Consider the following 20313-nt stretch of genomic DNA (forward strand, 5'->3'; position numbering starts at 1 on the left):
GATCGGCAACTTCCTGTTTGCCGGCCCCACCGGCGTGGGCAAGACCGAGGTGACCCGCCAGCTGGCCTTGCAGCTGGGCATCGAGCTGGTCCGCTTCGACATGTCCGAATACATGGAGCCGCATTCGATCAGCCGCCTGATCGGTGCGCCCCCGGGCTACGTCGGCTTCGACCAGGGTGGTCTGCTGACCGAGAAGATCGTCAAGACCCCGCATTGCGTGCTGTTGCTGGACGAGGTGGAGAAGGCGCACCCGGACATCTTCAACATCCTGCTGCAGGTGATGGACCGCGGCATCCTGACCGATACCAACGGTCGCGAAGCCAACTTCAAGAACGTGATCCTGGTGATGACCACCAATGCCGGCGCCACCCAGGCGGCCCGGCGTTCGATCGGCTTCACCAAACAGAACCACACCACCGACGCGATGGAAGTGATCCGCAAGAGCTTTACCCCGGAGTTCCGCAACCGCCTGGATGCGGTAGTGCAGTTCCAGGCGCTGGGCTTCGATCACATCCTGCGTGTAGTGGACAAGTTCTTGATCGAGCTGGAAATGCTGCTGCAGGACAAGCATGTGTCGTTGTCGGCCACCCCGGCCGCCCGCGACTGGTTGGCCCAGCATGGCTTCGACCCGGAAATGGGTGCGCGTCCGATGAGCCGCGTCATCCAGGACAAGATCAAGCGTCCGCTGGCCGACGAGTTGCTGTTCGGCAAGCTGTTGAACGGTGGCAAGGTCAGCATCGACGTGCGCGATGGCGAGTTGATCGTGGAGACCGAGGCCGAGCCAGAACACCTGCTGCCGGCAACGGTGGAATAAGCCAAGCCAAGCAACCCCGCGCCACGCAAGCCGTGGCGCGGGGTTTTTTTGTCTGTAGTGCCGAGCCATGCTCGGCAGAGGCCTTACGGGCAATCCCAGTAGTGCCGAGCCATGCTCGGCAAGGGGCCTGACGAGGAAAGCCTCTACCAAATATGGCTCGGCACTACCGGTGAAGACCGGTCAGCATGCCGGTGCCATATTCCCAAGCCGCAGCCACGCAAAAAAGCCAGCACAAAGGCTGGCTTTCTGGCAGCGCCCTGCTTACCGCATTACTTCATGCGGTAGGTGATACGGCCCTTGGTCAGGTCGTACGGCGTCATCTCGACCTTGACGCGGTCACCGGTCAGGATGCGGATGTAGTTCTTGCGCATGCGGCCGGAGATGTGGGCGATGATTTCATGCCCATTTTCCAGGCGAACGCGGAAAGTGGTGTTCGGCAACGTCTCGCTGACGGTGCCTTCGAACTCGATGGAGTCGTCTTTCGACATGTAGTCCTGTGCGGTTCTGCGGACGGCCATTAGGCCTAAGGGCGGGCATTTTACGCTGCCGGGCGCGATGTTGCAAAGTTTGCGTTAAACCTCCGCTGGCTCAGCCCAGCGAGGAGGCCGGCAATTGCCCGAATTCGCGGGTCCAGCTGCCGATCCGGCCAGGGCGCTGCACGGCGTCCCGCACCTGCGCCAGGAACAGCGGGCGGGGCAGGTGGACCGCGCCCAGGCGCAGCAGATGCGGGTTTTCCACCTGCGCGTCGATCAACGACCAGCCCCATTGCGCCAGCGTGCGGGCCAGCGCGGCCAAGGCAACCTTGGAGCCGCCGCTGCGGCCGCTGAACATGCTTTCGCCGAAGAACATCTGACCGATGCTGACCCCATAGATGCCACCGACCAAGGTGTCCTCGTCGTAGACCTCGACGGAGTGCGCATACCCCAGCTGATGCAGCTGGACGTAGGCCTGGTGCATCTCGGCGGTGATCCAGGTGCCATCCTGGCCCGGGCGCGGCGCGCCGGCGCAGGCCAGCATCACCTCGGAAAACGCGGTGTCCGCACGGACCTGCCAGTTGCTCTGGCGCAGCCCGCGGCGGAAGCGCGACGACAGGTGCACCGCATCGGTGCGGAACACCATGCGCGGGTCCGGTGACCACCACAGCAGTGGCTGTCCTTCGGAGAACCACGGGAATACCCCGCCGGCATACGCGTTGAGCAGGCGCACCGGGCTCAGGTCGCCACCGATGGCCAGCAGTCCATCCGGTTCGCGGGCGGCCAGTTCGGCGGGCGGGAACGGAGCGTCGCTGGGTGTATCCAGCAGGAAGGGGCCAGTCTTGCTCATGGGGTGCTTTCGGCGGACTTGAATGGGCTGTGCAGGCGCAATGCCTGGGCGTAGCGGGCGACGTCTTCGCGTTCCCGGCCGCACCAGTCCTGCAGTGCTTCGCGGAACTGTCGATCGGCAATCCAATGCTGGCTGTGTACCAGGGTCGGCAGGAACCCGCGTGCGAGTTTGTGCTCGCCCTGCGCGCCGGGCTCGAAGCGCTGCAGCCCTTCGCGCAGGCAATACGCGATGCCTTGGTAGTAGCAGGTTTCAAAATGCAGGCCGGGCAGGGTCTGGCCGCCCCAATAGCGTCCATACAAGGTGTCGCCACCTCGAAGGCACAGTGCGCCTGCGACCGGTTCGTCATCCTGCAAGGCGAGGAACAGCACCAATTGACGCGGCAACGCCTCGGCCAGGTGACGCAGGAAGCCCAGGGTAAGGGCCGGGGCGTTTCCGTATTCGGCAAAGGTTCGCAGGTAGAAGCCGTGCATTGCCCGTAATTCATCCGCGCTGGCCTCATCACCGTGACGGGTCACGAAACGAATGCCGGCCTGGGCCACCTTGGCGCGCTCCTGGCGGATGTTCTTGCGGCGCTTGTGATCCATCGCGGCAAGGAAGTCGTCGAAGCTTTTCCAGCCCGGTTGCCGCTGCCATTGGAACTGCACGTCGTCGCGCTGCAGCCAGCTTGGGTCAAACAGCGTCGCCTCCGCAGGCAGGTGGAAGTTGAAGTGTGCCGAGGACAATGCGCCGTCCTGCACGTGCCGCACCACCGCCCTCAACAGCCCGCGGCGCGCGTCATCATCCACCCCAAGCAGGCGAGGACCGGTCACCGGGGAGTAGGGCACGGCACCCAGCCATTTGGGAAAGTAATCCACGCCGTGGCGCGCATAGGCGTTGGCCCAGGCATGGTCGAACACGAACTCGCCGTGCGAATTCTCTTTCAGGTAGCCCGGGGCCGCGGCAATCAGTTGTTCGTCACGCCACAGGGTGAGGTGCTGTGGTTGCCAGCCCCATTCCGGACGCAGGCATCCGTGTTGCTCCAACCCCGCCAGGAAGGCATGGCTGATGAACGGGTTGCTGCCGTCGTGCAGCGCTTCCCATTGCGTGGCCTGCACGTCGGCAAGCGATGCCAGCACACGGGTTTCATGGACGGAAGTCATGGCCGCAATTGCAACACATCGATTGTCGGCGGATTGAACAGCCGCAACGGCAGCCCGATTTCGCCAACGCCGCGGGTGGTGAACACCCGTACCGGCCCCTGCGGGGTCTGCATGACCTGCTCACCGCGGTCGAAGCCGAAGTAGCTGGGGATGACCTTGTGGTACAGCCAGGGGATGCGGATCTGTCCGCCATGGGTGTGCCCGGCCAGCACCAACGCCGCATCGCCTGGTTGCAGTTGCATGCCGCTGTCGGGGTTATGGGCGACCAAGATGATGGGGCTGTTGGCCGGGGAGTTGCGCAGGAATCCGGGGTCGTCCTTGCCAGCCCACCGATCCCCCAGGCCCGCCCAACGCACGTTTCGCGCACCGGTGATGACGCGGCCTTCGATGACCTGGGTACCATGGGTGGCCAATGCTGCGCGCAGGGGCTTGTCGATATCCGGGCCGGGTTGCTGTTGGTCGTGGTTGCCCAGCACCACATACGCAGGAGCACGCAATGCCGCCAGCGGAGCGAACAGTTCGGAGGGCGAACTGTCCTGCGGTTCGTAAGTCAGGTCCCCCGCGATCACCACCGCATCCACATCCAACGCATTGATGCGTTTGACCACGCGCTCCAGGAAGCGCCGGTCCTTGTAGACACCAAGATGGATGTCACTGATCAAGGCGACACGCGTATCCACGCCGGTGCCGCGAAGTTCGGTGTGGTCCACCAAAATCAGTTGCGGCTCGACGAAGCGTGCCCATACGAACACGGCACAGCCCAGCAGGAGCAACGCCAGCAGCGCACGGTGGCGACCGCCGCGCCAGCGCCACAGCAGCCAGACGATGGCCGGATACACCAACCAGCTGCCGTGGAACAGCAGCTGCTTGAGCATCACCTTGTCCATGTCAGGCTGCGGCGGTGCGGGCGGGTATCAGAGGCCCTCGGCGTCCAGGAAACGCTCGGCGTCCAGCGCGGCCATGCAGCCGAAGCCGGCGGAGGTGATGGCCTGGCGGTAGTGCTGGTCGGCCACGTCACCGGCGGCAAACACACCTTCGACCGAGGTCATGGTGGCGTTGCCGCCCAGGCCGGAGCGGATCTCCAGGTAGCCGTTGTTCATGGCCAGCTGGCCGGTGAACAGTTCGGTGTTGGGCTGGTGGCCGATGGCGACGAAGAAGCCATGGGCTTCGATATCACGGGTGCTGCCGTCCAGCGTGGACTTCACGCGCACGCCGGTAACGCCGGCGTCGTTGCCCAGCACTTCGTCCACCTGGTGATGCCATACGGTCTCGATCTTGCCGGCGGCGACCTTGGCGAACAGCTTGTCCTGCATGATCTTTTCCGCCTTCAAGGTGTCACGGCGGTGCACCAGGTAGACCTTGCGGGCGATGTTGGACAGGTACAGGGCTTCTTCCACGGCGGTATTGCCGCCGCCGACCACGACCACGTCCTGGTCCTTGTAGAAGAAGCCGTCGCAGGTGGCACACGCCGACACGCCGCGGCCCTTGAAGGCTTCTTCGGACGGAATGCCCAGGTACTTGGCGGTGGCGCCGGTGGCGATGATCAGCGCATCGGCGGTGTACTGGGCACTGTCACCGGTAAGGGTGAACGGGCGCTTGGACAGGTCGGCGGTATGGATGTGGTCGAACACGACTTCGGTGTCAAAGCGCTCAGCGTGCGCCTGCATGCGCGCCATCAGGTCCGGACCCATCAGGCCGTGGGCATCGCCCGGCCAGTTGTCGACCTCGGTGGTGGTCATCAGCTGTCCGCCCTGCTGCAGGCCGGTGACCACCAGCGGCTTCAGGTTTGCGCGTGCGCCATAGACGGCAGAGGTCCAGCCGGCGGGGCCGGAGCCGAGGATCAACAGACGGGTGTGCTTGGTCGGGAGGCTGGAAGTGCTCATGTATACTCGCGAAAGTCAGGATTGGTGGCCCGAACGCGATGTTCCGCAACTGTCCGGGCAGGCCAATAGAGTGGCGGTCGGGGCAGGGTGAATCAAGGCGCGTGAATGGAACTGCGCAACCCGTCGGCTACAGTCCATATCTTCAGGTAGCACCGCTTGGTGGGAATCGGCGGATTTTTGACGTTTTCTGTCTGCCGGCCTTACCGGCATATGTCGTCGTGGGTGAAACCTGTCGATCTGTCGTTTAATATCAATCACTAACCGTGCATTTCTAAGGTCTGGTCAAAGGTGGCGAAACAGGTCCCGGAACGTGGCAAGAACCCCAGCGCTGGCAATGCCGCGCGCAAGCCGCCTGCCGCAGCGGACAATCCGCGTCGCCAGAAGTTATGGCGTGACCTGGCGCTGATCGCGATCGCGCCGGCATTGCTGTACCTGCTGGCCAGCCTGTTTACCTATTCACCCGCAGATCCGGGCTGGTCGCAGTCGGGCTCGGTGGTGGCACCGGTGCACAACATGGGCGGCCGCGTTGGTGCCTGGATCGCCGATGTGATGCGCCAGCTGTTTGGGTATGTGGCGTACCTGATCCCGTTGATGCTCGCGGCCGTGGCCTGGATCGCCATGTTCGGCCTGAAGAAGAACGAAGAGCGCGGCCAGGATGACCTCGGCCCGGCGCTGCGCCTGGTTGGCATTGTCGGCTTCCTGATCGGCGCCACCGGCTTTCTGTACCTGCGTCTGCCGCAGGGCGACGTAGCGCGCGCCGGTGGTGGCCTGGGTGTGCTGGTCGGCAAGTCGCTGGACAGCGGCTTTGGTCCGGTCGGTAGCAACCTGTTCCTGCTGGTCCTGTTGCTGACCTCGATCACGCTTGCCACCGGCCTGTCCTGGTTCGTGGTGATGGAAAAGATCGGCCGCTGGGTGCTGGCCTTCGGCCCCATGCTCAACAAGAAGAAAGAGCAGGCCAATGAGTGGCAGCAGACCCGCGCCATGCGCGAAGAACGCGAGGAAGTGCGCAAGGTCGACGCCGAGGTGCGTGCCAAGCGCGAGCCGGTGAAGATCGAACCGCGTCCGGCGCCAGTGATCGAGAAGAGCGACCGCGCCAAGCGCGAAACCCAGATCCCGATGTTCCAGGGCGTCAATGGTGACGGCTCGGACATCCCGCCGCTGGCGCTGCTGGACGATCCCAAGCCGCAGGCCAAGGGCTATGACGAGCAGACCCTGGAAACCCTGTCGCGGCAGATCGAATTCAAACTGAAGGACTTCCGCATCGATGCGCAGGTGGTGGGCGCCTATCCGGGTCCGGTGATCACCCGTTTCGAGATCGAGCCGGCGCCGGGCATCAAGGTCAGCCAGATCAGCTCGCTGGACAAGGACATCGCGCGCGGTCTGTCGGTCAAGTCGGTGCGCGTGGTTGACGTGATTCCGGGCAAGTCGGTGATCGGCCTGGAAATTCCCAACGTCACCCGCGAGATGATCTTCCTGTCCGAGCTGCTGCGCTCCAAGGAATATGACAAGTCGACCAGCGTGCTGACCTTGGCCTTGGGCAAGGACATTGCTGGCCGCCCCAGCGTGGCCGACCTGGCGCGCATGCCGCACCTGCTGGTTGCCGGTACCACCGGTTCGGGCAAGTCCGTTGCGGTCAACGCGATGGTGCTGAGCCTGCTGTACAAGGCTAGCCCGAAAGACCTGCGCATGCTGATGATCGACCCGAAGATGCTGGAGCTCAGCGTCTACCAGGGTATCCCGCACCTGCTGGCGCCGGTGGTCACCGACATGAAGGAGGCCGGCAACGGCCTGCGTTGGTGCGTGGCCGAAATGGAGCGCCGCTACAAGCTGATGAGCGCGGTGGGCGTGCGCAACCTGGCTGGCTTCAACAAGAAAGTGAAGGACGCCATCGACGCCGGCCAGCCGCTGATGGACCCGCTGTTCAAGCCCAACCCGGAAATGGGCGAGGCGCCGCGCCCGCTGGAACCGCTGCCGTTCATCGTCATCTTCATCGACGAATTCGCCGACATGATGATGATCGTCGGCAAGAAGGTCGAAGAGCTGATCGCGCGCCTGGCGCAAAAGGCGCGTGCGGCCGGCATCCATCTGATCCTGGCCACGCAGCGGCCGTCAGTGGACGTGATCACCGGCCTGATCAAGGCCAACATCCCGACCCGTATCGCCTTCCAGGTCAGTTCCAAGATCGACTCGCGCACCATCCTGGACCAGTCCGGTGCGGAAGCGCTGCTCGGCAACGGCGACATGCTGTACCTGCCGCCGGGCACGGCCATGCCGGACCGCGTCCACGGCGCCTTCGTCTCCGATGAGGAAGTGCACCGCGTGGTCGAGCACCTGAAGGCCAGCGGCCCCACCGATTACATCGAGGGCGTGCTGGACGAAGTGCAGACCATGGGCGATGGCGTGGTGGTCGGTGCCAACGGCCTGCCGGAAAGCAGCGCCAGCGCTGGCGACGAATCCGATCCGCTGTACGACGAAGCCCTGCGCATCGTCACCGAAACCCGCCGCGCCTCCATCTCGGGCGTGCAGCGGCGCCTGAAGATCGGTTACAACCGCGCCGCCCGCCTGATCGAGGCCATGGAAGCAGCAGGCGTGGTTACCCCGCCTGAGCACAATGGCGACCGCACGGTGCTGGCACCGCCGCCGCCCAAGTAATGAACGGAAGGGCGGCATTCAGTCGATGATTGCCGCCCATTCAGTTTGAAAGGGGCAGACTCTGCCTCACCCGATACCACTTACCTCAAGCCGCCATGACTGCATTCCTGCGCACCACCGTTATTGCCGCCGCCCTGGCCTGTGCCGGCCTCGCTGCTGATGCCCAGGCCGGTGCCCGCGATGATCTGCGATCCTTCACCAGTGGCCTGCGCGGCCTGGACGGCCAGTTCTCGCAGCAAGTAGTCGACAGCCGCGGCAGGGTCAAGGAATCGTCCAGTGGCCGCGTGGCGATGTCTGCGCCGCGTTTGTTCCGCTGGGAATACACCCGCCCGCATCCGCAGTTGATCGTTGCCGATGGCAGCAAGGTCTGGGTCTACGAACCGGACCTGGAGCAGGCCCGCGTGACCCCGCAGGGCAGTGAGGAGCAGAACAATCCGCTTACCGCGCTGATCAACCCGGCCCTGCTGGAGCAGCAGTACGACGTCAGCGAGGAAGCCGCCGCGCGTGATGGCATGCAGTGGCTCTCGCTCACCCCCAAGCGTGACACCGAGGCCAGCTTCGACTACGCCGCACTGGGCTTTGCCGGTGGCAGCCTGTCGCGCATGGAACTGGTTGACGCAGTGGGCCAGCGCACCATCATCAGCTTCAGCGGCTGGAAGAAGAACCCCAGCTTCGCCGCTGGCACCTTCCGCTTCGTGCCGGGCAAGGACGTCGACGTCGTCGGCGAACGCTGAACACCTGCCGCCCAGCGCAGGGGAGGGCTGGCCACGCTGCTAGAATGCAGGCGTGGCCAGATCCCGAAATATCTTTCTTGATGAAGCACCTGCCGACCTGCTGAGCGCGGACCGCGACAGCATGCGTCCACTTGCCGAGCGCATGCGCCCGCGCGCACTGGATGAGATGGTCGGGCAGAAGCGTCTGCTTGCTCCCAATACGGCGCTGCGCCGCGCGGTCGAGTCCGGGCGCGTGCACTCGATGATCCTGTGGGGCCCGCCGGGCTGCGGCAAGACAACCTTGGCGCTGCTGCTGGCGCAATACGCCGATGCCGAATTCCGTGCCATCTCTGCCGTGCTGTCCGGCTTGCCCGATGTGCGCCAGGTGCTGGCCGAAGCCGCCCAGCGCTTCGCCGAAGGACGGCGCACGGTGCTGTTCGTCGATGAGGTGCACCGTTTCAACAAGGCCCAGCAGGATGCCTTCCTGCCGCACATCGAGCGCGGCACGATCATCTTTGTCGGCGCCACTACCGAGAACCCCTCGTTCGAGTTGAACTCGGCGCTGCTGTCGCGCTGCCGCGTACACGTGCTGGAATCGGTCTCGCCCGAGGACGTGGTGGAAGCACTGCAGCGCGCACTGCACGACACCGAGCGCGGCTTGGGCGAACAGTCGATCACGGTTTCGGCCGGGTCCTTGCTGGAGATCGCACGCGCCGCCGATGGCGATGTACGACGTGCCCTGACCCTGCTGGAAATCGCTGCCGAACTGGCGGCGGGCGAGGGCGGTGAAATCACCCCGGAAACCCTGTTGCAGGTCCTGGCCGATCGTACCCGTCGCTTCGACAAGAACGGCGAACAGTTCTACGACCAGATCTCGGCCCTGCACAAGTCGGTACGCAGCTCCAACCCGGACGGCGCGATTTACTGGCTCGCACGCATGCTCGACGGCGGCTGTGATCCGTCCTACCTGCTGCGCCGGCTGACCATCATGGCGGTGGAAGACGTGGGGCTTGCTGATCCACGTGCGCTGGAAATGGCGATCAATGTCTGGAACGCCTATGACCGCATCGGCGCGCCTGAAGGCGATATCGCGCTGTCCAACCTGGTCGTCTACCTGGCCAGCACCGCCAAGTCGAATGCGGCCTACATGTCCCTGCACGCGGCCCGTGCCGACATTGCGGCCTACGGGACCCAACCGGTCCCGATGCACCTGCGCAATGCGCCTACGCGGCTGATGAAGACGCTGGGTTACGGCCAGGGCTACCAATACGACCATGACGTCGAAGGCGGCATCGCCTTGGACCAGACCGCATTCCCCGACGACATGGGCGAGCGTGTCTACTACAAGCCGGTCGAACGCGGCCTGGAAATCAAGTTGAAGGAAAAGCTGGACCGGCTGCGGGTGGCGCGCGAGCAGGCGCGCTCACAGCGCAAATGAATCTGCCCGCCTGCCAACCCCGCGGAGACTGAAACCATGTGGCTTTCCCTCCTGGCCATTGGCATGGGCGCGGCGGTGGGTGCCTGGTTGCGTTATGGCCTGAGCCTGTGGCTGAACCCGGTGCACGGCAGCTTGCCGCTGGGCACGTTGGCAGCCAATCTGCTGGGCGGTTACGTGATCGGCCTGGCGTTGGCGTTTTTTGCCAGCCGCCCGGAAATCCCGCCGCAATGGCGGCTGTTCCTGGTGACGGGGCTGCTCGGTGGCTTGACCACCTTTTCGACATTTTCCGCCGAAGTCGTGGATATGCTGCAGCGGCAACAGTTGGGCTGGGGCCTGCTTACCATCGGTCTGCACCTGTTTGGTTCGCTGTCGATGACTGCCTTTGGCTGGTGGAGCTGGCGCGTATTACGTTCCCTGACTTGAGCTCGCTTTCCAAGCTTGGGGCGATGCCGCATCATGCGCGCACCACGTATTGATCAGTCCGGACACATGCAGCAAAAGCGGGCACAAGGATGAACAGGCCGGCGCCTCATGGCGCGGCCCATTTCCAGGCACAAACAGCCACAGCCAAGGCCATTGTCGGCGCCGATGTAGGCGGTACCTATGCCCGCCTCGGCTGGACCTTGTTGCAGCCCGGCAGCGATCTGCAGGTGCAGGGTTTCCGTAAGTACGCCTGCGCGGACTATCCCAGCCTGGCCGCCATCCTGCGCGACTATGCCGATTGGCTGGCTGCGGAGAGCGACGCCCCTGCGATCGGCCATGCGGTGGTTGCCATAGCCGGCGTGTTGGACGGCGACACCTTGCTGAACACCAATCTGGCGTGGCCGGTGTCGCTGGCCGCAACCCGCGCGCAGTCCGGTTTCCAATCACTCGAACTGATCAACGATTTCGTTGCCGTAGCCCAGGCCATGCCGCATGCCGATGCGGCTGCGCTGCACCTGATCTGCGGTGATGCTGCCCATGGCACGCGTGGCCCGGCGCTGGTGCTGGGGCCGGGAACTGGCCTGGGCGTTGCCTTGTACCTGCCCGGTGGCAATCCACCGGTGCTGGCCAGCGAGGCCGGGCACGCGGCGCTGGCGGCCAACACCCCACAGGAGCAGGACGTATTGCGCCTGCTGGCGCGCAGGTTCGCGCACGTAGACAACGAACGGGTGCTGTCTGGTCCGGGCCTGATGAATCTCTACAGCTGTCTGGCGGAACTGCAGGGAACGGCGCCGCGCTGGCAGGACCCGGCCGAACTGATCGCCGCCGCGCAGAACCAGGGCGATGCCTTGGCGGTGCAAAGCATCGACATGTTCTGCGCCTGGCTTGGCGCGCTTGCCGGTGACCTTGCGCTGACCTTCGGGGCGCGATCGGTCTATCTGACCGGTGGCATCACCGGCCACCTCAGCGGCCCCTTGCATGGCGGTGGCTTCCAGAAGCGTTTCCTGGCCAAGGGCGCCTTGTCGGCAGCCTTGCAGCAGGTGCCGGTGTGGCGCGTGGAGCATGGCGAACTCGGCGTGCTGGGTGCGCTTGCCTGGCACGTGGATAACCTGCCTACTTCTTGATCCTGATTCCGGAGAGCCCCTGGCATGAGTACCCGCAGACAGTTCCTGCAGTCATCGGCAATGCTGGGGGTGCTTGGCAGTGCGGCACCAGGCTTGTTGGCAGCGCCGGCCACGCCCAGCGGCGCGCGCGTGGTGTCGACCTGGGACTTCGGTGTAGGCGCCAACCAGGCGGCATGGAAGGTGCTGGCAGCCGGTGGCAGCGCGTTGGACGCCGTCGAGACCGGCGCACGCTGGGCCGAGAGCGAACTGTGCAACGCCACGGTGGGCCACTGCGGCAATCCTGATCGCGATGGTGTGCTGAGCCTGGATGCCAGCATCATGGCCGGCGACGGGCGCTGTGGCTCGGTGGCTGCCATCGTCGACATCCTGCACCCGATCTCCGTTGCCCGCGCGGTGATGGAAAAAACACCCCATGTGATGCTAGTGGGCGAGGGCGCGCAGCAGTTCGCGATGCAACAAGGCCATGAACGCCAGAACCTGCTGACGCCGGAAGCCGAAAAGGCGTGGCGCGAGTGGCTCAAGACCGAACACTACGCGCCGCAGATCAACGCCGAACGGCGTGGCATTCCCGGTGACAAGGACAACCACGACACGCTGGGCATGATCGCCATCGATGCCAAGGGCGAGATGGCCGGTGCCTGCACTACCAGCGGCATGGCGTTCAAGATGCATGGCCGCGTTGGCGACAGCCCGATCATCGGTGCGGGCCTGTACGTGGACAACGAAGTTGGCGCAGCGACGGCCTCGGGCATGGGCGAGGAAATGATCCGCAATGCCGCTTCCTTCCTGGTGGTGGAGCTGATGCGCCAGGGCCGCTCACCGGCCGAAGCCTGCCGCGAAGCCATCGCCCGCGTGGTACGCAAGCGTCCGGAGGCAAGCCGCACGCTACAGGTGTGTTTCCTGGCGATGAACCGTGCCGGCGAAGTCGGTGCGTATGCGCTGCATCGCGGTTTCGTCTACGCCGTCTGTGACAAGGACCGGCAGGATGCACTGCTGGATTCGGCGTCGGTTTATACGAGCGAGCAGAAGTGAGCGCACGCTACCTGCTGGAGATCGCCAGCAACTCGGCGATGTCCGCCGTTGCGGCACAACAGGGCGGTGCTGGCCGTATCGAGCTGTTCGACAATCTGGAACAAGGCGGCACCACGCCGTCTGCCGGCACCATCGGCGTTGCCCGCGACGCACTGCGCATCCCCCTCTACGTGCTGATCCGCCCGCGTCCGGGCGATTTCCACTATGGGCCGATGGAAACGGAGATCATGCTGCGCGATATCGCGCTGTGCCGGCAGCAGGGCTGCGACGGCGTGGTGATTGGCGCGCTGACCGAAGAGGGCGATATCGATACAGCGCTCTGCCGCGAGTTGATCAGTGCAGCGGGCCCGCTGGGCATTACCTTCCATCGCGCCTTCGATGCGGCACGCGACCTGACATCAGCGCTTGAACAAGTGATTGGCCTGGGCTGCGAGCGCGTTCTGAGCTCGGGTGGCCATCGCGATGCCTGGGAGGGCAGGGCGGTGCTCGCTGCAATGGTGCAGCAGGGCAAGGGACGCATCACCGTGATGGCCGGTGCTGGCTTGAACGCGCACAACATCCAGGACGTGGCGCTCGCCACCGGTTGCAGCGAACTGCACGCGTCGGCAAAACAAGCGCAGGCCTCGCGCATGCGCCATCGCAACCCGGCGCTGCTTGGTCTGGAGAACGATTGGCTGCAGTCCGACGCCGGCCAGGTGGCCGCACTGCGGGCTGCCCTCGCTGCGCCCTGAAGCAGCACATGCTGCGCTGAGAAGAATGCAGCGTGACACGCAGCGCATTCCGGCGCGATGCGTCCATGGACAATCGCCCTAGGCATCCACGGGGTCGCGAGGTCGCGGCACCAACGCAACACACAAGTGCCAGGTAGCTCCGAAGGAGGAGCGTGCCTTCACATATAGTGATCCGTCACATAAACATTCAGATGTATCGGCGACACTGAATCAACTGCTTTTTTGGGTCAAAGCAGGGAAGCCAGGCGGGCAGCGTTGCCGCTAGTATGCCGACAGGGGAAAACTCAATGAGCGCCAAGAGCATGTCGACTGATCTGGATCCCATTGATGTGCAACTGCTTGGCCTGCTGCAGCAGGACGGGCGGATGAGCAATGCCGATCTGGCCGAAAGGGTAGGGCTGTCGCCTTCCACCTGCCTGCGCCGGGTGCAACGGCTGGAACAGGACCAACTGATCCTGGGCTACCGTGCCGATCTTCCGGCTGCCAACCTCGGTTTGGGGCTGCGCGCCTTCATCAGCGTGCAGATGACCCATAACGATACCGAGACGCTCACCCGGTTTGCCGATGATCTGGCGTCCTGGGATGAAGTGGTGGCGTGCTACAGCATCACCGGTGACTACGATTACCTGGTGCACATCCTGGTGGAGAACCTGGAAAGCTATTCGCGCTTCATGCTGCAGCGCATGTTGGTCAATCGCGCTGTGCGTCACGCCAACACCAGCATCGTGGTGGAAATGGTCAAGCCCAACCGGGGCATCCCGCTTGGGCATCTATCAAGATGAATCCCGGCCGGGGCCCCATGCCCCCGGCGTTCAGGCCTCCGGTGCCACCGGCGGCAGCAGCACGGCGTCATCGAAATAGCTCACCCGCAGGTGCAGGCCACGCGGCGAGTAGCCAATGAATACCGAATTCAATTCGGGGATGTAGGCACGCTGGGAACGCTTCTCCAGTCCGCGGTTTTCAAGTTCCAGCAGGATCCCGAGGCTTTCCGGTTGCGGCAATCCGGCGTTGTAGGACTGAAGGATATTCAGCGACTTGATAAGCATCGCAGTGGCATGGTCATGCCCGCGTGCGCCTGGCGCGACGAACGCACGGAAGTAGTACATCGGTTGCAGTAAACGCGGCAGTACCTTGATCGCAACCGAGGCAATCGCCTGGATGTCGCCTTGCGGATCACGTCCGACGCAGACCACTTCATCAGCACGGCGGCGGGCTTCGGCGGGGTCGCTGATTGCACCTTGCTGCAGCCAGAAGGTAGCAAGCTCCGCGCCCAGTTCCGGGCCGACCTGCTTCCATACCGAACTGAACTCCAACGGTGCATCCACGCGCTGCAAAGCTGCAGCAGGGCTTGCTTCAGTGTTCATGCGTACTCCTTGCCGCGTCGTCGAGGTTCTTGCGCGGTTCCACAGCAGCAGGCAGTGGTGCCGCAGGTTGGGATGGCGGAAGCGGATTGGGTGATGCCGCCGGTGGAGCAGGGGAGAGCGTGCGCAGGCGCCCCGCGCGCAGCTGCCGCCAGCAGCTTTCGAACTCCGTCCAGGACAGGGCGGCGCTGTGGTCGCCGTCGCAATGCTCGAACAACGCACGCAACTGCGGAGGTGGTGGTTCCGCGCGCAGGGTTTGTGGCGGTGCCACGCTCTGCGCCAAGGCGGTGACCGGAAGGCCCAAGGCAAACAGCCAGGCAATGGCTTTCAGGGTGGCCATGATGGTCAGCCCCCGATGCCCGGCTCGGTTTCAAAGGTGATCAGCTCGCGGATCTCGTTGTTGCGCAGGCCGATCATCATCGGGTTGCCCACATCCTGCAGGAAGCAGACATCGAACAACTCGCTGACATCACCCTCAAACCGGATCCAATTGATCACATCGCCGGTGGTCAGCGACAACAGCTGGATACCGCACCACGGATCGGCATCGCGCTTGCGCAGTTCCTCATCCAGGGCCAGACCTTCGAAGCGGTCATGGCGCGGTTTGGACAGGCCTACTGCCGCGTAGTTGCCCATGATGGACAGCCCGCGCAGGAAACCGGGGCAGAACGCGACTGGCACAAAGCGCTTCTCATCGAAGTTGACGTAGCCAAAATGCCCGGTGCCGGCATTGAGCACCCACAGGCGGCCATTGGCCCAGCGCGGCGAATGCGGCATCGACAGGCCTTCGCAGACGATCTGGTTGGTCTGCACATCGATCACCACCCCGCCGTCATGGCGACGGTCGCGCCAGCCATCGACCACGTCGCTGCGGCAGGCAGCGGTGACGTAGCGCGGCAGGCCATCGACCATCGCCAGGCCGTTGAGGTGGCAGCGGTCTTCCGGTGCCAATTTGCTGATGAAGGGCGGCTTCCACACCGCCTTGAAACTGTGCGTCTGGCTCAGTTCTGCCAGACACGAATATTTGGTGTTGACGAAGATCACCTTGCCGTTGGACTGGATGCCGATTTCATGGATATCCAGATCACCGGTGGTCTGCGCGTTGCGCGGCACATAGCACTTGTCGTGCTCGCCATGGATTACCTCGCCGGCGCGCAGCACGTTCTCGAAGCGCCAAAGCTGGTACAGGCTGCCCAGGTAGATCCGCTGTGAATTACCGACGATCCCCATCGCACGTTCGAAGATCCGCTCGAAGAAGCTGACCTGGCCCTTGCCATTTGCCCCCACCAAGTACACCCGGCCGCTTTGGTAAGACGAAATGGCCAGCGACACGTTGTTGCTCGACAACCAGTCGTACAACCCGCGTGAGCAGGACTTCTGCACGATCATCTGCGCGGGGTCGTTGGTCTTTTCGCTCGCAGCCTCGTTCGCCGGTGCTTGAGTGCCATCGTTGGTGACGCTGTTCAACACCGCATCTGCCTGTTCGCTCATGGGCTTGTTGGCTCCGTGCGGCGGGGCAGGGGGTACCTGCCCAACCGCGCTGGTGGGAAGAACAGGGTGGCCCAGCGCACTGCACACGCCGGACCACCCACGGCCTTACTTACCAGGCATAGCTCAACCGGGTCTGGACACCCAGACCGCTGTCCAGCAGGTTGCCGCTCTGCCAGTTCAACGCACTACCCAGCGAGAACCGCCCCTTGGCCGCATTCACACCGAGCTTGAACATTGCCGTGGTTCCCTCGCTGCTCAACTGGCCACGGAAGTCACGGTTGATGTTGTAGTCCAGCGTGCCATCAAGCGTGTGAACGGCGTTGATTTGCCCGAACGGGGTGACGTTCCAACCCGACACTCCGCGGTAGGCCTTCCACAACGACAGGCCGACGCGGCCACGTTGCCAGTTGGTGGTCTCGGTCTCCAGGGACGCCTGGTGGCCCTGCACGTTCATGCCCGACACCGTGGTGGAGGTGTACTGGAACTGCGGTTCCAGGTTCAGGCCATTGCGCAGCGTCCAGGTATGGCCGGCTTCCAGGTTGAGCATGTGGGCATTGCCCTGGCTCTGCTGGCGACCGGCGACGGTGTCCATGTAGGCATCAAACTGCATGCCACGTACCGATGCATCAACGTAGGCACCGCCCTGCGAACGCCAGGTGGCATACAGGCCGACGCTGGAGCCGCGCAGGGTGTCCATGCCGTATCCCTCGGCCAGGTACTGCTTGGCTTCGGACTTGGCCACGGTGGCACCCATGCTGAAGCCATTACCGGCATCCACATTGAAACCGACTTCGCTGCCCATGTTGTCCTGGTTGAGGCTGGCGCTATGCCCTTGGCCGAAATTGCCGGCCAGGTAGCTCGGGCTCATGCCACCGGTATCGCGGAACCCACGTACCCACGGCGTGACACCCTTCAGGCCAGGCAGGGCAGCGGAGCTCTCGATCATCGCGTTGCGATCGCGCCAGCTGCCGGTGGTGCTGGCCAGCAGGCTGTCCACGCCAAGTGCGGCGGCTGTTGCCAAGGTGCCGGAGGCATTCAAACCGGAGACCTTGGGGGTGATGGCCAGCAGGTAGTTGCCGCCGTTGCCGCTGGGCTCTTTGGCCACTGCCACGCTCATGTCCAGCTTCAGGAAGTCCGCCGGGGAAATGCCCAGCACCTGGCCCGCAACAAACGCCTTCGGATCGGCGCTGCCAGCCACCTGTACCAGTTGCAGCGGCTTGTTCACCGAACTTGAGGTGGGCAGGCCGTCCAGCAAGGCAACGTTGAGCTTCTGCTGGGTACCTGCAGCGGTGGTGCCGCTGATGTACAGCGAGTCGCCGCGGTTTGCACGCAGGTTCACGTCCATGTTGATGTTGCCCTTGCCGGCAAAGTTGCCGGCAATGGTCAGGCTGTCACCCACCTTGCCGTTGACGAAGTCCAGCACGCCGGTATTGGTGAACAGCGCCGCGCTGCCACCGCCAAGCTGCACGGTGTTGTTGCCCGCGATCTTCACCGTTCCGGTATTGCTGAAACTGTTGTTGCCAGCACCGAAGGCCAACTGGCTACCCGACAACAACAGGCTGCCCTGGTTGCGGAAGCTGTCATCACCGGCGCCGAAATCGGCACTGCCGCCGGCAGCGTTCCATAGCCCGCCCACCGCATTGGTGATCACATCATTGCCCGCACCGGTGCGAACATCACCGAACAGCGAGCCACGGTTGGTCACGGTGGTGGCGCCATCGCCGCCCTGGATGGCCGTAGCGGCAATGATGCTGCCGGTGTTATCCACGCTGGCCGCGCCGTTGCCATGGATCAGCACACCATAGGCCTCACCATTGACCGAGGACGCAGTCAGGTTGCCGCTGTTGATGACCTTGACCGTACCGCCATCGAGGGTGCCCAGCAGGCCAATGGCGTCGCCGTCCTGTGCGGCTGCAGCGATGCTGCCACCGTTGCGCAGGGTCAACGTGCCACCGGTGATGCTGCCTTCCAGGCCTGCGGCCTGGCCGGAGGTGCTGTTGGAGGCGATGGTGCCGTCATTGCGAACGCTGACATTGCCGCCGTTGCCTGCGCCACGCGCACCGGTGGTGATGGTGCCATCCAACTTGATGGTGCCCGTGTTGGTGACACTGACCGCGCCGGTACCCGAGCTGCCGTCCAGGCCAACCAGCGCATGGCCCGCTTCTGCACTCAACGGGACCGGCGATGCTGCATTGATCGTGATGGAGCCGCTGTTGCCGAGCGTTACGGCACCGCTGGTAGAACTGCCCAGCACCCCGGTTGCACCAAAAGCGATGGCATCCTCGTTGGTTGTGGGTATATCCAAGGTCAGCGTGCCTTGGTTTGACGCTTTTGCGCTGCCAGCATCTGACAGCACTGACAGGCCAACAGCGACAACGCCATCAATTCCGCCCTTGTCTTTGTACATCCCAAGGCTGGTCAGGTCCGAGCCGCCAACCTTGATGCTGCCCGTGTTGCTGGCAGAAGCATTGCCAGAACCACCCGCGCTGGCGCGTGCGCCAAACAAGGTGGCTTCGCCGGCACCTTCAGGTGCACTTACGTTGATCGCACCTGCATTGCTGACCGTAGCATTGCCGACCTCCGCCTCCGCCCGCAGGGCCGTCGCCAGCGCCGGTGTGCTGCCCAGTGCATCCTGGCCCGCGGTGATGTTGATCACGCCAGTGGCGGTATTGCGAGCGCTTGCATCACCTTGGCTGGAAGTCACAAACAAGCCGGTAGTGGCGCCAATGTTGGTGCTGCCTTCCTTGGCCATCTGGATCTGACCACTATTGGTGGCTGCGGCACCCGTAGTGCCGTTGATCCGGGCGCCGACCGCAACACCATTGGTTTCAGCAATAAGCGTGCCGGAGTTGGTGAAGTCGACACGGCCATTGTCCGCGTTTGCAATCACGCCAGCCGTGGCGTACTTGCCTGCAGTGGCGTTGATCAGACCGGCATTGGTGATACGCACATTGCCATTGGTCGAATTGGCCTGCACGCCCGATGCGCCACCTTCGCCCTTGCCGTAGATCTCGCCGGCAGCACTGTTGGTGATGGCGATATCACCACCTGCCAGCACATTGAGGGCGGTACCGGCGTACTTGGCCATCAAGCCCGGGCGCAGCCCTTCCGCGGTGATCTTGCCGGAATTGGTGACGGTTGCCTTGGAGCCATCACCGTAGGCCGAGACGGCGATGCCGGTTGCGCCACGGTACTTGCTGCTGGCTTCCACCGAGCCGGTATTGTTCAGCACGATGTTGCTGCCCGGCGCATTGGTGGAAGCGAAAATACCGGTCGATATTGCCGAAGTTTTTTCGTTCTCCGGCGTATCCGCGTCGTCTGCGGAGGCCAGGACAGAGATGTCACCGGCATTGGTCAACCGGATGCCTCCCGTACCGCCATCGTAGGCAAAAATGCCGGTTGAATAAGCCGCGCCATCTACCTTGATGGCGCCGCCATTGCTTACAACAGTGCCCCCATCGCCAAAGTTCTTGGAGAACACCCCATAGATGTGGCTATAGATGGTGTTTGGGTTCTCCGTTACGGAGTGGCCGGCGAAAATATCGCCGTTGTTGCGTATGACTGCCGAATCGCTGCTCTGGTTTTCGATGCCGGCAACCCAGCTATAGCCGTTGGCACTGATGCTGCCGTTGTTGGTGACGTTGGTCTTGGCACCGGCAGAAAAGATGCCATCGGCAAGACCGCCTTCGCTGGAAGTTACGTCTACGCTGCTGTCATTGACAACGGTAACGATGGCGTCGTCCAGCGCTGCGTAGATGCCGACAACATCGCCCGCCTTGTTCTTGGTGATCGGGTTCCTGTTGACGATCCTCACCGTGGAGGCTGCTGCCGGGGTGATGGCCGCGCTGTCTGCTGCAGTAGCCAGGCTGCTGACAGCAGAGGGCAGGGCAGCGTCGACAACCACCGTCAGGTCCTGCGCAGGTGCATTCAATGCATTCCCCTGCGTGGTGCTGCATGGCGCAGCGGCTGCCGTGTCGCAGGACTGTGCATACACACTGCCCGAGGCCAGCAACGCCATGCCGGAGGCGAACAGCGCGGTGCGTACCGCACCTGCCAGTGATGACTGGCGAATGATCGGTTGCGCACCCTTGCGTGACGAACGCGCTTTCTGGTCAATCTGATTCATGAGATGACTCCAATAAAGTGGTGTTTTAACGTCGAAGGCTTGCGCCTTGCGTGGGACTTGCCA

General features: G+C 63.7%; 18 protein-coding genes. 9 read left to right on the plus strand and 9 right to left on the minus strand.

Translation table 11 applies throughout. The features are described from left to right. Positions 1-814, plus strand: an 814-nt coding sequence (locus RT460_RS00005) for an AAA family ATPase (protein WP_313316412.1), incomplete at its 5' end; no start/stop codon positions are given. A 269-nt stretch (positions 815-1083) separates the two neighbouring features. Here the strand turns inward: RT460_RS00005 and infA are convergent. The 5 genes from infA to trxB form a co-directional block, all read right to left on the minus strand. Continuing rightward, positions 1084-1302 (minus strand): translation initiation factor IF-1, encoded by a 219-nt coding sequence (infA, locus tag RT460_RS00010; protein WP_005409596.1) that lies wholly within the window; start codon positions 1300-1302, stop codon positions 1084-1086. 100 nt (positions 1303-1402) lie between these two features. Further along, complete coding sequence (gene aat / locus RT460_RS00015; protein ID WP_313316413.1) at positions 1403-2137, minus strand: leucyl/phenylalanyl-tRNA--protein transferase; 735 nt, start codon at positions 2135-2137, stop codon at positions 1403-1405. Continuing rightward, positions 2134-3276, minus strand: coding sequence for a GNAT family N-acetyltransferase (locus tag RT460_RS00020; RefSeq protein WP_313316414.1), 1143 nt, complete (start codon positions 3274-3276; stop codon positions 2134-2136). Before RT460_RS00020 ends, aat begins: the two co-directional genes overlap by 4 nt. After that, positions 3273-4163, minus strand: a complete 891-nt coding sequence (locus RT460_RS00025) for a metallophosphoesterase (RefSeq protein ID WP_313316415.1) — start codon at positions 4161-4163, stop codon at positions 3273-3275. Before RT460_RS00025 ends, RT460_RS00020 begins: the two co-directional genes overlap by 4 nt. A gap of 27 nt (positions 4164-4190) precedes the next feature. Beyond that, entirely contained in the window at positions 4191-5159 is a 969-nt protein-coding gene (trxB, locus tag RT460_RS00030) for a thioredoxin-disulfide reductase (protein WP_313316416.1), read from the minus strand. A 288-nt stretch (positions 5160-5447) separates the two neighbouring features. Here trxB and RT460_RS00035 point away from each other — a divergent pair, with 288 nt between their 5' ends. From RT460_RS00035 to RT460_RS00070, 8 genes are all read left to right on the plus strand, one after another. Next, positions 5448-7811, plus strand: coding sequence for a DNA translocase FtsK 4TM domain-containing protein (locus RT460_RS00035; RefSeq protein WP_313316417.1), 2364 nt, complete (start codon positions 5448-5450; stop codon positions 7809-7811). A gap of 95 nt (positions 7812-7906) precedes the next feature. Next, positions 7907-8545, plus strand: coding sequence for an outer membrane lipoprotein chaperone LolA (gene lolA, locus RT460_RS00040; protein WP_313316418.1), 639 nt, complete (start codon positions 7907-7909; stop codon positions 8543-8545). Between the two features lie 121 nt (positions 8546-8666). Beyond that, positions 8667-9962 carry a replication-associated recombination protein A gene (locus RT460_RS00045; RefSeq protein WP_313316654.1) on the plus strand — a complete coding sequence of 432 codons (1296 nt, stop codon included), beginning with the start codon at positions 8667-8669 and terminating at the stop codon, positions 9960-9962. Between the two features lie 36 nt (positions 9963-9998). Further along, positions 9999-10385 carry a fluoride efflux transporter CrcB gene (gene crcB, locus RT460_RS00050; RefSeq protein ID WP_313316419.1) on the plus strand — a complete coding sequence of 129 codons (387 nt, stop codon included), beginning with the start codon at positions 9999-10001 and terminating at the stop codon, positions 10383-10385. Positions 10386-10474: 89 nt separating this feature from the next. Beyond that, positions 10475-11509 carry a glucokinase gene (locus tag RT460_RS00055; protein WP_313316420.1) on the plus strand — a complete coding sequence of 345 codons (1035 nt, stop codon included), beginning with the start codon at positions 10475-10477 and terminating at the stop codon, positions 11507-11509. A gap of 24 nt (positions 11510-11533) precedes the next feature. Further along, positions 11534-12541, plus strand: coding sequence for a N(4)-(beta-N-acetylglucosaminyl)-L-asparaginase (locus tag RT460_RS00060; RefSeq protein WP_313316421.1), 1008 nt, complete (start codon positions 11534-11536; stop codon positions 12539-12541). After that, positions 12538-13272: a copper homeostasis protein CutC gene (locus RT460_RS00065; protein WP_313316423.1), complete on the plus strand. Its 735-nt coding sequence runs from the start codon at positions 12538-12540 to the stop codon at positions 13270-13272. Before RT460_RS00060 ends, RT460_RS00065 begins: the two co-directional genes overlap by 4 nt. Before the next feature lie 287 nt (positions 13273-13559). Beyond that, positions 13560-14054: an Lrp/AsnC family transcriptional regulator gene (locus RT460_RS00070; RefSeq protein ID WP_313316425.1), complete on the plus strand. Its 495-nt coding sequence runs from the start codon at positions 13560-13562 to the stop codon at positions 14052-14054. A gap of 30 nt (positions 14055-14084) precedes the next feature. Here the strand turns inward: RT460_RS00070 and RT460_RS00075 are convergent, their stop codons facing one another. From RT460_RS00075 to RT460_RS00090, 4 genes are all read right to left on the minus strand, one after another. Further along, positions 14085-14636 carry a hypothetical protein gene (locus tag RT460_RS00075; RefSeq protein WP_313316426.1) on the minus strand — a complete coding sequence of 184 codons (552 nt, stop codon included), beginning with the start codon at positions 14634-14636 and terminating at the stop codon, positions 14085-14087. Next, complete coding sequence (locus RT460_RS00080; protein ID WP_313316427.1) at positions 14626-14973, minus strand: hypothetical protein; 348 nt, start codon at positions 14971-14973, stop codon at positions 14626-14628. Before RT460_RS00080 ends, RT460_RS00075 begins: the two co-directional genes overlap by 11 nt. Positions 14974-14978: 5 nt before the next feature. Further along, on the minus strand, positions 14979-16124 hold the full coding sequence (locus tag RT460_RS00085) for a TIGR03032 family protein (protein WP_313316428.1): 1146 nt from the start codon (positions 16122-16124) through the stop codon (positions 14979-14981). A 109-nt stretch (positions 16125-16233) separates the two neighbouring features. After that, complete coding sequence (locus RT460_RS00090; protein ID WP_313316429.1) at positions 16234-20250, minus strand: autotransporter outer membrane beta-barrel domain-containing protein; 4017 nt, start codon at positions 20248-20250, stop codon at positions 16234-16236. Positions 20251-20313 lie beyond the last annotated feature (63 nt).

It is taken from the genome of Stenotrophomonas sp., assembly GCF_032061965.1.
Classification (GTDB): Bacteria; Pseudomonadota; Gammaproteobacteria; order Xanthomonadales; family Xanthomonadaceae; genus Stenotrophomonas.